The organism is Mesorhizobium sp. M5C.F.Ca.IN.020.29.1.1 (assembly GCF_003997375.1).
Classification (GTDB): domain Bacteria; phylum Pseudomonadota; class Alphaproteobacteria; order Rhizobiales; family Rhizobiaceae; genus Mesorhizobium; species Mesorhizobium wenxiniae.
The window spans coordinates 19944-32763 of the sequence record NZ_RZSW01000001.1 but is presented as its reverse complement, the minus strand read 5'-3'; the positions used below and the strand labels follow the sequence as shown (position 1 = coordinate 32763).

Sequence of the window (12820 nt, the reverse complement as noted above, 5' to 3'; positions counted from 1 at the left end):
TTGGAATGGTCAACCTGCGCAAAAACGCAAACTGACCGAAAATGCTTGGCTAATGCGCGGTAGGCTGCTGCCCCTGCGCACGCTTGAAGGTCTGGCCCTCGCCGTGGTCGATCACGTCGACCATCAGCTTTTTCCATGTCTGCCATGCGCCTTCGCAGCGCTGGGCCCAGGACTCGCGGCCGGACAGCATGACGTCGGCGAAATCGAACTCTTCGCCCTCGCCGTGCTGCCACTCGACGGTGAACTGCGGATCCCCGTCGACGTCGACCCATATGATGCACATGCGATGATAGTCGGCATGGAGCAACAGGACCGAGTTGCCGGGGACCGGATGTGTGTAGACCATCACCCATGCGCCGCCGAAGTGCAGTTCGCGGTTGAGCAGGGTGAGCAGGTCGCGGCCGAATATCATCTGGTCGGGTGCGAGCTCCGGCGATCCGGGGTTGTGGTCGATGAAGTCGCCATTGTCGCGCTGCATCAGCGCGTAGTGATAGCCCTGCCCGCCTTCAAGCTCGGCCTCGCGGGTGAAACGCCGCAGCATGAACGGCGTGATCAGGCGCTCGTCGGGAACGCGGTGCATCACTTCTTGGCCCGCGCCTTGGCTTTGGCGACCGGCTGCTTGCGCGGTGCAGACTCCACCGTGGCAACGGTCGCTGGCGCATTTGCCGTGGTGGCGTCGCCGATGATGGCGTCTGCGACGTCCTTCTTGGCGTCATCGAGCATCGCCAGCGTCTCGTCGATGGCATCAATGGCTGGGGAAAAGTCCGGCACCTCAATCCGTTCCACAAGGTTGCGGTAGGAAACGCCGATGACGTCGCCTGTCTCGATATCGAGCGACCGGCCTGGCCGGATGGTGTGCACCGTGCCGTCAAGCGTCGTGACGACCACGTCGCGCTCGGATTCGGCGGCTTCCATATTCACGATCTGCACTTTGCGGGACATTGCAGTTTCCTCTTGAGGTTAGCCGGCGGGACCGGCTGGGGGTGGAAGTTGCGGCGGTGCACCAGGCGCGCCCGGAGGCACGGCGCCCGGGGCTCCTGGCGGTTGCATCATCTGGCCTTGCATCGCCTTGAAGCGCTCGATCCATTCGGTCTTGCGCGGCAGCGACGACATGTCGACGATCAGGTCGGCGAAGGCCGGCAGCGCCGGGCCGATCGCCGGACCCATCTTCTCCAACAGCGTCATCATCTCTTCGAACTGCGCATTGGCGAAGGTCGAGGAAAGCGGCTGCTCGTCGACAACGGCCGAATACTTGCCGATGGTGATGTCGTTGAGGATGCGCTTGATCCCGCTCGTCGGGTCCATCTGCATCTGGTTGATCAGGATCTGCGTGAACTTGCCGTCCTCGCCGAGCACGCGGTACATGCGCTTTTCGGTGTAGTGGTTCTGGAACAATTCCAGATGCTTGCCGCCCAGGATGGTCTTGGTCCGGGTGAAATTATCCATGTATAGCTGGATGGCGATGACGGCCTGACGCTGGCGTGCCTCGATCGCCCTGCCCGACTGGACGCGGTCGAGCTCGCCGAGCGCGCTCTCGTTGATGCCCGAGATCGTGCGGATGTCGTCCTGCGCCTTCTGCTCGAGGCGCTCATGCGCCATGGCAGGTGCGGCCGGCGCCATCTGGTGCGGTTCCTTTTCGCCCTTCCACTTCAGCATGAAGCCGGGCGATGAGCCGAAATTCTTGAGCTTGCGCTCCTGCACCGGGTCGAGGCTGTTCTCGTGATAGGACCAGCCGCCGTTTGATAGCTTCGACGTGACGTCGACCTCGACCGAGCGGCGCTTGTTCTTCTCCTTCTGCGGGTCGATCAGGTCCTCGACCGCGCCGCGCGTCATGCCGCGGCGGAAATAGGGGAAGTAGCCGGCAATCGAATAGGTGTCGTAGGGCGACGGCGCGTCGTGCAAGAGCATGTCGCCGACCATTGTGGTGCATTGCAGCCTGGTGACTTGCCGGCGCTCGACGATCAGCGGGTTGCCGATCGACTGGCCGTAGTAGAGGATTTTCTCGATCCGGTCCTTGTTCCAGTCGACCGGCAGCACCTTCTTGTCGCCCGTCTCGAGGTCGATGCAGACGTTGCGCTGCTCGGTGACGCGGTGCTCGGACTGGATGATCTTGATCGTCTTGCGGTACGTGTCGACGAAATCGCCCATCGTACCGTAGAACGTGTCCCACCATTCGTTGCTGGTCTCGTCGCGCTGGCCGAAGGTGCGCACCGGCGAGACCTCGTCGCCGACCATCATGGACGTGACCGGCGCCACCGGCGTGTGGCCTTGCGTGAAGGGCCGCACCAGGCCAGCCACCTTCTTGCCGAACGTGCCTTCGATCTCGTCGATCGAGACCATCTTGGCGGTCTGGATATAGGCGGCCGAGTCGTTGAGGTCGTAGGTGTCGGCGTCCGGGTCGATGTAGGTGGCGAACGGGTCCTGGCCTATGGTGCTGATCTCGCCCAGGTCGTTGTTTTCGAAGTCGAGCACGGTCTTGTAGAAGCCGCGGCCGGCGACGATGCCATCGAGGAACACTTCGCCATCGACGAACTTCAGGCCGGTGGACAGGGCCGTGTTCTTTTCCAGACGGCTCAGGATTTCGGCAATCTCTTCGCTCGAGCGCGCGTCGGATCCCGGGCTGAAGGTGATGTCGGTCTTGTTGTTGGCGTGGTAGCCGAGAATGAGGCGGACCAGCGGCGCAATGACGTTGAATTGCAGTGCGGGCCGCTTCTGCGCCGCCATGTCGGCCAGCGCCTTGGCGGTCCACTGCCTGCCTTCGAAGAAGTCGACGCAAACCTTGGCGCTCTCGGCCCATTTGTTGTGGGCCCATGAGGCACGCTGATGCCGTTCGGCGAGGATCATGACTTTCGTCTGATCCTGCTCCGGCAGCTTATCGGTCGGGGTTGGGCCGTATTTCATGCGGGATTTAGCCGACCATCCAGTTGGCGCCGTCGCTGTAGACCGGCACATTGACCGCGCCGCCACCGACGACGGCCGAGCCGAACGCCGGCCCCAATGCATCGGAGACGAACATGCGTGCGCCTGCCCCTGCCGTGGCCGCCACGGGCAGCGTGGCGACGGTCTGCGGCGTCATCTTCAATTGGACAGGACGAACCACGCCGGCGCCGGCCGCTTCCGCGCCGATGACGCACACATTGCCAACCCACCGCATGCCCAGGCGCTCGTACAGCGCCGCGCTCGTGAATGTGTTGTACAGGTTGAAGGCTTGCGCGTTCGTACCGTTGCGCTGGCCGAGTTGGTTGGCCGCATCTCGATTGAGAGCAACGTCGACTGCCGCGCCAGCCGTTGCCGAGAAATTATACGCTTGGTGCGTGATGAAGCCTGCCGCAGCTACGCGTCCGCGCTCATTGCTTGTCGCGCTAAAGCCCATCATACCATCGGCGGTGAAGAAGATGCCGTTGGCGTTGGCCGCTGAGTAGCCGAAGGCTGGCGAGCTTGCCGTGCTCGTAGTGGTGTTGCGCGCACGCCCGGCTTTGCTGATGGTGAACTGCGACACGCCACCAATCTGGAAATCCGCCAACAGTGAGCCGGCAGCGCTCGCCGTGTCGATGACGTTGACCTTCAAGGCGGTGAACGTCGTCGCGACGTTGTTCCAGACGATCGCCGGCAGGTTGGCCAGATCGGTGAAGAGTTGCCAGATTTTCATGGCCTACCACTCCGTCGCAGTGAACTTCTGCGCGGTAGTCGCCCCGATGATCGAGATGGCGAAGACGGTCTCGATCTCGAACATGCTGTTGGTCGGGATCTTGTAGGAGCCGGTGCCGTCGACCGCAGCGGTGCCGCCGGTTTCGTTGATCCAGAGATCGCCGGCAGAAATGTTCTGCCCGGTGAGGCCGCGGCGGTCCGGATTGGCCGCAGCCAGGACCTGTGCGGTGCCGCCTACGGTTATGGCGCCGGACCGATCCGTTCCGCTGCTCAAGGTCATGACTGCGTCCCTCCTTTATTGCCGGATCAGGCCGTGACCTGTTTCCAGTCGGTGTCGGTCAGGCCGGTCGAGATGTAGAAGGCCGCGCCAGCGGTATCGAAGTGCCACTTGCCGATGAACGTCGGCGTGATCACACCCGACGGCGAGGCCGCGCTGGTCGAATAGGTCATGCGGTCCTTGATGTCCTTGCCATCGACGTGCCAGGCCGAGCCGAAGATGGCGTCGTAAGCGGATTCCGACATGGGCATTTGCGTGTCTCCTGGGTTGGTGCTGCCCTCGCGGGCAGGTTGTGAATTTCAAATTGAGGTTTTAGAAACGCTCCGGCACCGTGCGCCGAGCAAATAGGGGGATGCATGCACACCAAAGTTGGCAGCGCCGATTCACACGTCATGGCTTACCGGCCGGATGTCGACGGGCTGCGCGCCGTTGCCGTCATTTCCGTGATTGCGTTCCACCTGTCGCCATCATGGCTGCCGGGCGGATATCTCGGCGTCGACGTCTTCTTCGTGCTCTCGGGCTACCTGATCACGCTGATACTGTGGCGCGAGGCGCTGAACGGGCAGTTTTCCATCCTGAGGTTCTATGAGCGGCGGATCCGCAGGATCATGCCGGCGCTGCTCCTCGTGCTGTTTTTCGCCACCATCGCGGCGGCAATGCTGCTGCTTCCCGCCGACTTGATCGGCTATGGAAAGAGCATGCTGGCCACGCTCGGGTTTGTGGCGAACATCTATTTCTGGCGAGACACCGACTATTTTTCGAGGGCTGCCGAAGCCAAGCCGCTGCTGCATGTCTGGTCGCTGGGCGTCGAGGAGCAGTTCTATATCCTCTTTCCGCTGCTCATTGCGGCCTTCGCCCGCTTCTGGCCCCGCGCGACCTTTCCAGCGATCACGCTGCTCACCGTCCTATCCCTTGCCGCCAATTACCTGGCGCTGCGATTTGGCGGCGCATCGCCGGCCTTCTTCCTGCTGCCGACGCGGGCATGGGAGCTCGGCGCCGGCGCCATGATCGCGCTTCTGCCGCTTCGGCTGACACCCCGAGGAACGACCGCCAATCTGCTCGGGGCGATCGGAGCGGTTGCAATCCTCATCGGCATCATCAGCCCCGCCCAGGTCTACGCTTTCGTGCCTGTCGCGCTGCCCGTGGTCGTGGGAGCGATGCTTGTGATCGCCGCCGGTCGGGTCCAGCAACCGCTTGCCAACCGGCTAATCGCGGCCCCGCCCCTCGTCTTTGTCGGGCTGATCTCTTACTCGCTGTACCTGTGGCACTGGCCGATCATCGTCTTTTCGCAATACTACCTCATCCGCGAACTCAACATCGGCGAGATGGTGATTGCCGTGGCCGTCATGTCCCTTGGCGCTTATGCCTCGTGGCGCTATGTCGAGCGCCCCTTCCGCAGCAAATTCATGCCGGCGCGAACCGTGTGTCTCGCAGCGGCCGGCGGCGCCGGCGCTCTCGCGGTGATCGCGTCGGTGCTGATCTGGTCCAACGGGATGCCCGGCCGCATGAGCGGTGAAGCAGCAGCGATCAATGCTGCCGTGGGAACCAACTACCGCTGCCCCGTCTCGAATTACGTCCGCATGGGCCAATCGCGCGCCTGCGTGCTGAACCTCCCCTCCCGCGACCCGTCCGACGCAAATGTCGTCCTGCTGGGCAATTCGCACGCTCAGATGTACGCGCCGGTCTGGCAGTCCATATTTGCCGAGAGGAACATGGCTGGCCTCCTCGTTCCGGCGAATGGATGCCTGCCAACAGTCTCGGTCAACATCTCTCGCTCTTGCATCGATGTCGCCGCCGCTAACCTGGCCGAACTCGGCAAGCTTCCGAACGTCCGGACCGTGATCCTCGGCTTGACATGGGAGCATGCCAGGCTGGTCGATGCGACCGGGAAGAAGATCGAAACCCGACACGATGCTGAGCTGGTGCGCGGGCTTGATGACCTAATCGCCCGCCTGCGGGCATTCGGCAAGAAAGTCGTCCTGATCGGCCCGATCGCCTACCCGGGATGGGATCTCCCTTCCGATCTCAGCCGCAGCCTCGCCTTTGGCCGACCTCTGGAAGCACCGACCTACCTACCAGTTGCGAAATTCCAGCAGCAGTATGGGCCGGCGATCCAACATTTCGAGGCGCAAGGCATCGGCTTTGTGCGGCCGGATAAGGTGCTGTGCGACGCGAGCCGGTGCAATTATCTGCTGGACGGCCGATCCATGTTCGCCGATGCCAGCCATATTGCAGAGGCCGAATTGTTCCGGTTCCGCGCCATCTTCGCAGAGGCGCTGATTGACTAGGCCAGGTTGGCCAGCGCCGAAAACACAGCCTGCGGACCGACGTAATCCCATACACACCCGGTGCCGTCAGTTATGCCGGTTCCCGTGCCGGTCGGCCCGCCCGCGCCCGCCGACGTTCCTGCGGTGATAAGCTTGTAGGCTTTCCCGGTATCGTTGATGACGATGCGGCCCGGAACAGAATAGACCGTGCTCGGCACCCACGGCTTGGCAAGCCAGCCGGCCGTCGTGCATTGCCAGCCCATCGGCTGACCGCTTGTCGCGCCGGAGTTGTAAACGACATGCCCGCGCGAATAGTAGCCGTGCGTCCCTGCCGTCGATGGATTGGCCGTCGCCAGCGGAACGGACCCATCGTCATCGAGTGGGACGAACGTTGAGACTGTTGAAACGCCGGCTACGTTGGCTGCCGTCTCAGAGGTGGCAAAGCCGATGAGTTCCATCGAACGGACAGGGGCGCCGACTAGCCCGATCCACATGGTGGCGACTTCGGCACGGACACTGAAGTTGCCGACGCTGAAGCTCGTCGCGGTGTACGCACCGCCAAAGTTTGCCGTCGCGGCCCAGGACCCGCTCGAGTTCTTGACGTACTTTTCGTTGCCGAGCACATCGACCGCATTGCCAGTGAGCCGAGCACCTGTAGAATCGAAGGCGATCACCAGGACGCTAGCCGTGAAGCCGTTCAGCGCACCAGCGACAAACCTCCATTGCTTGATCTTGGTCGTATCGACCGCGAACATGACGGCAGTGGCAGAACTGAGCTCCAGTGCATCGGCATTGGACAGCAGCCGATTGGCTATGGTTGTGGAGCGCTTTGCGACGCTCGACGTGGATTCCATCAGGAAGACGTCGCCGCGCACATAGGGGACATCGGCCCCACCGTTCGACGAAAGTAGTCTGCGCAGACCGCGGTATGACGCCCGGACTTCGGTCATGGCGCGACCGGTCAGCCGGTTGCCGTTTGCCCCGTTGACTTCACTGATGGCGTTGATCTGTCCAGCATTCGCGGCAGTGAGGAAGGAGACGCCGATATCGTTGTCTCTGACGTTCGACCCGTTGAAGACAGCAATGGGACCTTGCGCGCCTTCGACACGGGCGTTCAGGACGTTGTTGAACCCACCAGCACCTTCGTAGAAGATCGGGATGCGATCGACACTGCCCGAACCAACACCGCCGGCCATTTCGTAGTTCGGATCAATCCAGCGGTTGTCATTGTGCCCGTTGTAAGCACCCGGATCGGCAATGAGATGGGTGCCATAAGCGACACCCGAGGCATTCGCTGCGCTGGTGTTTCCGTAGTTGCCCTTGATGAAGGTGTTTTCGTTGATGAAGCCGCCTGCCGTCAGCGAACGGAGTTGCTCGCAATATTTATTGTCACGCAGAACACCGGGATAGATGGTGTTGTATGCCGTGCCAGTATCGACCGAGCCGATCAGCGCATAGCCGACAGTAAAGCGCCTCGTTAATCTAAGTGTGATCCGACAATTGACTACGTCACGCAGGTAGATACCGTAGTAATCAGCGCTCGCCCAGCTGATCGTATCGCCCTGCACCGTGCCGAACTTAAGGATTTTCGTGTTGGCGCTCTGGATATAAAGAACTTTCCGGTCCTTGGTGCCGGTGTAGGTAATGGAAAGCTCAGTCAGGTCACACGCCAGATTGGCCGGGAAAGTAACGGTGTCGGTGGTTTTGATGTGAGCCGGTACTTTGACAATCGCCGGCTTGGCGAGAATGCCGCAGAGATCGAGCCATGCCTGGAAGATGGCCGTCTGATCGAGCGCGGCAGCATCATTGATCAGGCCGAGCATCTGCGGCTGCGGCTCGTCGGCATCCAGAACCCAATAGCCGCCATTCGTGTCGTCGGCAGGTGCGCCGCCCGGCATGTTTCTGTCTAGCGATCGAATGTATGACTGCGCGGGGTAGCCGGCGGCATCGATATCGGCCTTCGACATACGAACGTAGTGGGCGCCACCTACCTTTGAATTCGCCAACACTCCTGGGGCGAAGAAGAAGGTTTCGAGCCTGTCGATCGAGGCGTCGATGGTGCTGGCTTCGACGTGCGCCTTGGACCGGAACTTGCCTGTAATCGCACCGACAGTGCTGCCCGTCTCCGCAGCAAGCACCAACTGTCCGGCCGCGCCGATGAGTTCAGAGAGCCCTTGACGGACCCAATCGGCACTCGTCAGCCCGACCGCTGTGTAAAACTCCTGTGCGACGGTATCGTAAGCGGACTGGCCGATGAACTCCGGCGTGATGACGCCGGTCGGCGCACCCTCTACCTCGAGATAGGTAAAACGCTTCCTGATCGCCGAGCCCTGCACATGCCAGGCGTCGCCGAAAATCGCGTCGTAGCTCTTTGGTTCCATCGCCAGCAAGGCTTGGTCGTCTCCTGGTTAAGCTGTTTCCCAGCCGCTGCCGGCCTGGGCTTCCATGTCGAGGTCCTGCATCCACTTCGGCATCTCGGCCTCTTCGTCAGGCATCGGGAAGGAAGTCGGGAAGTCCTCGTCGAGGATCCGCGCCGCACAATCGAGCATGTCGTCATGGGCGCAGACCGGGAATGCCATGTATTCGTCCTGCACGAAGGTGCGGACCAAGTTGACCGCCTTGCCCTCGTAGTCGGTCTTGATCAGGCTCTCGGGCAGATAGAACTGGCCGCTCTCGAACTTCGGCACCAGGCGCTTGATGCGGTCTTCCTTGGCCATGGAGCCGCCAAGCGGGATGATCTCGAACCGATAGTTGTCGGTGTCCATCACCGTCTTGTGGTGCTCGATGTCGGCCTGCAGGCCGTACTCTTCGTAGCCGACGCCGCGCGGGCGCCACTGGCGATGCAGGCGGAACAGGGTCTTTTGCCGCTCGGTCAGGTTGAGGCGATCGCGGACCATGTCGAGGACGTAGAAGTTGCCGTCGCCGCCGAGCCCGATCACCAGCATGGTGGTGTAGTCGCTGGTCTTCTTCTTCTTCGAAGCGGGGTCGACCAGGATGTAGACGTTGAGATTGTGCGCCCTCGTCGCCGGCCAGTATTTGAGCCACTCCTCGCGAAAACCCTGCTGCCGGTCGGCGGTCGGGTTGAGAAGCATCTGCGCGCCGAAGGTGTACGGGCCCTGTATCCGGCGCTTGTCTGACAGCGCGGTCGACGAGAGCAGCACCGCCTTGCTGAAGTCCTCCGAGCCGTCCGACGTGCACGGATGGGTGCGGGCTGGTATGCCGCGCTCGACCATCACCGCATAGGTGTCGAACAGATGGTATCGGGTGCCGATGGTGCGGACCCAGCCGCCATCGGTGCCAAGGTTGTCCGAGAGCTCCCACGCCGCGGTCGTCTTCAGGATCATGTCGGGCGTGCCGACCGATTCCCTTGTCACCACGTCATCGTAAACCCGGATGAAATAGTGCTTGCCGGTGGGTTGGCCGTCGACCAGGCCGTGCGCCTCGACCGTGGCTTCCTTCGGGTTGGTCTTCCTGATGAAGATCAGGCCGTCATCTTCGGACCATTTCGGCGCGTCGAACTTCGGGTTGCCCCACATCACGTCGGGGAACAGCGCCTTGAGGTCTTCGTTGTTCTCGGCCTCGAACTTGATCTGGCGAAGGAAGGCTTTCGCCGTCGGCCGGTTGAACGACAGGATGCCGATCGTGACCTCGCGCCCGCCGTAGCGCTTCTCCGGGTCCTCGCCGTGGCTGGCGAGAATATCCTGCAGCGACAGGCCGAAGGTGATCAGCGTCGACTTGTAGTGCTCACGGGCCCACAGATCGAGGTTGCCATTGGGGTTGCGCTCGACCTCACGGCAGCGATCGAACAGCCAGTCGCGGTTGATGTCCTTGCGCTTGCAGCCGACGGTCAGCAGGTAGAACAGATCGTTCCGGCACAGCCAGCGCTTGGCTTGCGTCAGGTGGTACTCGGACTTGCGTGCTGCGGCCTCGAGGAAGCGGCCGTAGAACTCAATTGACCCGAGGCGTGTCGTCGGAAGAAGCTCGCGGGAGAGCATCGCCGAAGATCTCCGAAAGGTCGTCCTTCACCTGGGCGACAATCACGGTGGTGTTGTTGATCGTCGTGTTGTTGACGATCTGAGAGGGTTTGGCGTCGGGCTGGTCGTTCTCGGGGCGCCAGTGGCGCGAACGGTTCATCAGCCATAGCCGCTGCGCCTGGACGTCAGGCGGGATGTATTTCTGAACCTCGACGATCTCGACGCGCTCAATCACCTTGCCGGTGTGGTCGTCCTTGGCCTTGACCTTGACCGCCTGCGTCTCGAACACCATGCCGCCGGTTGCCCGGAAGTGGGTGCTTTCGGCGACGTCGAAGTCGGCGTTTTCCTTGCCCGCGCGAATGGCTGCTGCGAACGACGGATGGTCCCGTTTGTACTTTGTCAGCGTGGCGACGCTGAATTGCAGGAACTCGGCGAGCTTCTCATCTGTCGCATTGGTCAGCAAACAGAAGCGGCGAGCGAGATCATCGAGCGAAGGATCATACCCGCTATTTTTTTTTGCGGTGCTGTTCCCCACGACGAAAGGCACGCCCGCCTTGTTGCCCTTGGTGAACCTGCCCTTGTTGTCGTGGTTGGACACGATGCGGTCAGCCGACGACGGAAGCGGCGGTTGCGCCTTCGCCGGCGCGGCTGGCGGTCTTGCGGTTGAAGTTGTCGCCTATGCCCTGATGCGGCAGATGGTGCACGGCGACGGTCTTGCCGTGTGAGTTCATGACGTAGGCGACACCGCCCCACAGGGCCGCGACGACGGTATCCTCGCCCATGCGGATTTCGAGCGCGCCGAGATTGCCTTGGTCTGGATGGACCGTGATGCGGTCGCCCTCGTACAGGTTCTCGATCGGCTGGCCGACGCCGGCGTTCTGGACATGCTTGACGGTGAACATTGGTGCTTCTCCTGGTGCGTGCTGCTGCTGCGAAAAAGGCCCCCGCCCGGTTAAGGGCGAAGGGCTGGGGTCAAACTCTACGGGATCAGCCGGCCGCGATGTGCGGATCGATGTGATTGAAGGTCACGTCTGCGGCGGTGCGCCATGCGGCAAGCGGGTTGTTGGCGCGGATGTAAGCGGCCTTGTGAGCATCGGCCGGCGTTCGGATCGCGCTGGCGTCGGCGACGATGGCGCTGTGCTCGACCAGGTAGAGCACCGGCAGACCGAGATCCGGCGCCTGCCACGAGACGGCGGTGACGCGCTCGCCGTAGTCGAAATTCGGCGACGGTGCGGCGAAGAACGAAAGCGCGATGGCAACGGCCAGGCTCGCGAACGGCATAAGCATGCGGGAAATTCGCATTGCAGTCTCCATGGGGTTTGAGGAGTTCCGCATGTAGACCCGCACGCGGTCGGGAACTGGTTGCGGAGGGCCGATTCGAACGGCCGACGGCGGGATTATGAGACCCGAGCTCTACCTGGCTGAGCTACTCCGCGGAAAGTGAATGGCTTCGCTGCCACCGGGAGAGCATGGGCTCAATCCCGATGGGGACAAACGCTAGTCGCTCGGCCCCGAAGGGCTGCGGTCTGGTCAGCAAGTCGTCCCGTGCGGAGAATTAAACTGATTTGCGTTGTGCTGCAAGGGCTTGGGATGTTCAATCCCTCACCGCCCGGTAAACCGCGAGCACGTAGAGCGGCGGGATGATGATCGGCCACAGGATGACGAAGATCGCCTTGCCCGTCATCGAGCAGCCGAGCGTGTCGAACGCCACATGCGTAGCGAGGATCAGACCGGCGAGGTAGACGTAGGCGTAGACGAGCCAGATCATCACGCCGCCTCGCCTTTGCCATTGAACCAGTCATAGAACCGCACAGGCCCGCATGTGCACCGCCAGCCGTTCTTGCGGAGCGTTGCCAGAAGTTGCTTCGCCTCTGACCTCGGCAGCGCATACCGATTCCAGCACCAATTGCCGAACCAGTCCTTCGACCCGACGATCTTGAAGTTGCGCCTATGGATGCGAATAAACCCCACTCCCGTCGAGAAGGAGAAGCTCTGCCAGCCGGGCGCCTCAAGCTCGATGTCGCCATAGGTCGCCATCATGGCTTTCCCGGAAAACAGGCCGTTATCGGGGTTGTTGCAGGCGAAGTCGATATAGGCGGTGTGCTTCATCACGCCGCCTCGATGAAGGCTTCTTCGATCCGCGTCACGGTATCCTTGCCGAACATGCGGTCGATGATGACGCGGACGCAGCCAGGCTTGGTCCTGCCGTCCTTGAACGTCGCCCATGTGCCGGCAAGTGGTCCTTCGTTGATCAGGATGCGATCGCCGGGCAGATAGCCCTCACCGCTGCGAGCCTTGCCCTGGTCGAACCGGCCGGCCTCGCATTCGGCGCGCAGCTGCTCGATCTTCGCGTCGTCGACAAAGACCGGGCGCGGCGCGTTGAGCGGCTTCACGATCCCGTCGAAATGGCGGAAGTGGCGACGGTCGTGCAGCTTGGTGAAGTCGTCGCCGGACAGGCGGCCAAAGAGATATCCCGGCAGCAACGGCAGCCGAACCTCCTTGCGGCGGCCCTTGGTGTGGCGGACCAGCGTCCAGCGGCCATACATCGGCAGGAAGTGCTCGATCTCCGCCGCCTTCATCTCGTCGGCGCAGCGGATCTCGCCGCGAAACGTCGGACGGATCACGTACCAGTGGGGGGATTTCATGAATTTTTC

At 62.1% G+C, this 12820-nt stretch carries 15 protein-coding genes and 1 tRNA gene; 1 reads left to right on the top strand and 15 read right to left on the bottom strand.

The window, feature by feature from the left end; genetic code table 11:
* Positions 1–49: 49 nt before the first annotated feature.
* From EOA85_RS00240 to EOA85_RS00215, 6 genes are read right to left on the bottom strand one after another with little or no spacing between them, the layout of a single operon-like run.
* On the bottom strand, positions 50–583 hold the full coding sequence (locus EOA85_RS00240) for a hypothetical protein (protein WP_127207901.1): 534 nt from the start codon (positions 581–583) through the stop codon (positions 50–52).
* Complete coding sequence (locus tag EOA85_RS00235; RefSeq protein ID WP_127207900.1) at positions 580–942, bottom strand: hypothetical protein; 363 nt, start codon at positions 940–942, stop codon at positions 580–582. The genes EOA85_RS00240 and EOA85_RS00235 overlap by 4 nt, the downstream gene beginning before the upstream one ends.
* Before the next feature lie 18 nt (positions 943–960).
* The gene (locus EOA85_RS00230; protein WP_127207899.1) at positions 961–2901 is read right to left on the bottom strand and encodes a hypothetical protein; all 1941 of its coding nucleotides are present in this window, start codon (positions 2899–2901) and stop codon (positions 961–963) included.
* A gap of 7 nt (positions 2902–2908) precedes the next feature.
* Complete coding sequence (locus EOA85_RS00225) at positions 2909–3649, bottom strand: hypothetical protein (protein ID WP_127207898.1); 741 nt, start codon at positions 3647–3649, stop codon at positions 2909–2911.
* A gap of 3 nt (positions 3650–3652) precedes the next feature.
* Positions 3653–3928, bottom strand: coding sequence for a hypothetical protein (locus EOA85_RS00220; protein WP_127207897.1), 276 nt, complete (start codon positions 3926–3928; stop codon positions 3653–3655).
* 26 nt (positions 3929–3954) lie between these two features.
* Positions 3955–4176 carry a hypothetical protein gene (locus EOA85_RS00215; protein WP_127207896.1) on the bottom strand — a complete coding sequence of 74 codons (222 nt, stop codon included), beginning with the start codon at positions 4174–4176 and terminating at the stop codon, positions 3955–3957.
* A 105-nt stretch (positions 4177–4281) separates the two neighbouring features.
* On the opposite strand from EOA85_RS00215, the gene EOA85_RS00210 reads away from it, so the two are divergent.
* On the top strand, positions 4282–6213 hold the full coding sequence (locus EOA85_RS00210; RefSeq protein WP_127207895.1) for an acyltransferase family protein: 1932 nt from the start codon (positions 4282–4284) through the stop codon (positions 6211–6213).
* Here EOA85_RS00210 and EOA85_RS00205 read toward each other — a convergent pair.
* From EOA85_RS00205 to EOA85_RS00170, 9 genes are all read right to left on the bottom strand, one after another.
* Positions 6210–8582, bottom strand: a complete 2373-nt coding sequence (locus EOA85_RS00205; protein WP_127207894.1) for a hypothetical protein — start codon at positions 8580–8582, stop codon at positions 6210–6212. The two genes, EOA85_RS00210 and EOA85_RS00205, sit on opposite strands and share 4 nt — an antisense overlap.
* Positions 8583–8600: 18 nt before the next feature.
* The gene (locus EOA85_RS00200) at positions 8601–10187 is read right to left on the bottom strand and encodes a hypothetical protein (protein WP_127207893.1); all 1587 of its coding nucleotides are present in this window, start codon (positions 10185–10187) and stop codon (positions 8601–8603) included.
* Positions 10141–10764: a hypothetical protein gene (locus EOA85_RS00195; RefSeq protein ID WP_127207892.1), complete on the bottom strand. Its 624-nt coding sequence runs from the start codon at positions 10762–10764 to the stop codon at positions 10141–10143. The genes EOA85_RS00200 and EOA85_RS00195 overlap by 47 nt, the downstream gene beginning before the upstream one ends.
* A 7-nt stretch (positions 10765–10771) precedes the next feature.
* A complete protein-coding gene (locus EOA85_RS00190) occupies positions 10772–11068 on the bottom strand; it encodes a hypothetical protein (RefSeq protein ID WP_127207891.1) in 297 nt (98 codons plus the stop codon).
* A gap of 85 nt (positions 11069–11153) precedes the next feature.
* Positions 11154–11468, bottom strand: a complete 315-nt coding sequence (locus EOA85_RS00185; protein ID WP_127207890.1) for a hypothetical protein — start codon at positions 11466–11468, stop codon at positions 11154–11156.
* Positions 11469–11525: 57 nt separating this feature from the next.
* Positions 11526–11602: transfer RNA gene (locus tag EOA85_RS00180), tRNA-Met, on the bottom strand.
* Between the two features lie 158 nt (positions 11603–11760).
* A complete protein-coding gene (locus EOA85_RS37175; protein WP_164759422.1) occupies positions 11761–11937 on the bottom strand; it encodes a hypothetical protein in 177 nt (58 codons plus the stop codon).
* On the bottom strand, positions 11934–12278 hold the full coding sequence (locus EOA85_RS00175; protein WP_127207889.1) for a hypothetical protein: 345 nt from the start codon (positions 12276–12278) through the stop codon (positions 11934–11936). The genes EOA85_RS37175 and EOA85_RS00175 overlap by 4 nt, the downstream gene beginning before the upstream one ends.
* On the bottom strand, positions 12275–12811 hold the full coding sequence (locus EOA85_RS00170; RefSeq protein WP_164759421.1) for a transcription termination/antitermination NusG family protein: 537 nt from the start codon (positions 12809–12811) through the stop codon (positions 12275–12277). Before EOA85_RS00170 ends, EOA85_RS00175 begins: the two co-directional genes overlap by 4 nt.
* Between the last annotated feature and the right edge of the window lie 9 nt (positions 12812–12820).